The following is a 1,225-nucleotide window of genomic DNA, read 5'->3' as shown; positions in this document are numbered from 1 at the left end:
GGGAACGCGGCCAGGGCGGCCGCGTCGAGGTCGAGGGACAGGGTCGGCGCGGCCTCCAGCTCGTCGAGCGTGCGGGCGACATCGAGGCCGAACGGTCCGACCCGGGTCCGGCGCAGCGCCGTGAGGTGGCCCCCGACGCCGAGCGCGGCGCCGAGGTCACGGGCGAGCGCGCGGATGTAGGTCCCCGTGGAGCAGTCGACGACGACGACGAGGTCGATCACCGCCCCGGCGCGGACCCGCTCGAGCACGTCGAACCGGGTGACCGTGACCCGCCGCGACCGGAGCTCGACCTCCTCCCCCGCCCGCACCCTGTCGTAGGCCCGCCTCCCGTCGACCTTGATCGCGCTGACCGCCGACGGCACCTGGTCGATCTCCCCCGTCAGGTCGGCCACGGCCGCGTCGATCGCGGTGTCGGTCACCGCGGAGGCGTCCACGGTCGCGGTGGTCTCCCCCTGGGCGTCGTCGGTGGTCGTGGTCTCGCCGAGGCGGATGGTCGCCTCGTAGGACTTGGTCTCCAGCGCGAGCAAGCCCAGCATCTTGGTGGCGCGCTCTATGCCCACGACGAGCACACCCGTGGCCATGGGGTCGAGCGTGCCGGCGTGTCCGACCTTGCGGGTGCCGAAGAACCGGCGCAGCCGCGCCACCACGTCGTGACTGCTCATCCCCCCGGGCTTGTCGACGACCACCAGGCCGGGCTCGGGGGCGGGACGGGGATCGGGTCTACGCGGCGTCACGGCCCCACGCTATCGACACCGGCGGGCCGCAGCATGATCGCCGAGGCCACGTGGTCGCCCCGGACGGCCCAGCGGCCGCGGAACTCGGTCGCGTCCGGGCCGCCGTCCACCGTCTGCGCGTCGACGAGGATCCGCGAGACGAGCGTGCCGCGGACCACCTCGTCGTCATCCCCGTCGGGTACCAGGGTGATGTGCGCGTCGGCGAACCCCAACCACCGGTGGGTGAGCGGGAACCACGCCTTGTACGTGGCCTCCTTCGCGGTGAACAGCAGCGCGTCCCATGCCACCGACGGCATCTCCGTGCGCGCGGCGCGCACCCACGCCGCCTCCTCGGGCAGCGACACCGCCTCGAGCACGCCGTCGGCGAGCGGTTCGTGCCGCTCGACGTCCAGTCCCACCGACCGCACCCGCCCGGCCCGGGCCAGAGCGGCCGCGCGCAGACCGTCGGTGTGTGTCAGCGTGCCCACCAGCCCCGCGGGCCACACCGGCAC

At 74.4% G+C, this 1,225-nt stretch carries 2 protein-coding genes; both read right to left on the bottom strand.

Going from position 1 to position 1,225, the window contains the following annotated elements; genetic code table 11:
- On the bottom strand, positions 1-734 hold a 734-nt coding region (gene truB / locus G6030_RS09370; protein ID WP_182642950.1), incomplete at its 3' end, for a tRNA pseudouridine(55) synthase TruB.
- Positions 731-1,225 (bottom strand): 4'-phosphopantetheinyl transferase superfamily protein (locus G6030_RS09365; protein ID WP_182642949.1); only part of this gene is annotated, 495 nt, incomplete at its 5' end. The genes G6030_RS09365 and truB, both read right to left, overlap by 4 nt.

Origin of the sequence: Dietzia sp. E1 (assembly GCF_014145015.1) — a bacterium.
GTDB classification, from domain to species: domain Bacteria; phylum Actinomycetota; class Actinomycetes; order Mycobacteriales; family Mycobacteriaceae; genus Dietzia; species Dietzia cinnamea_A.
The sequence above is the reverse complement of the archived record's forward strand: the minus strand, read 5'-3'. Positions and strand labels throughout refer to the sequence as shown.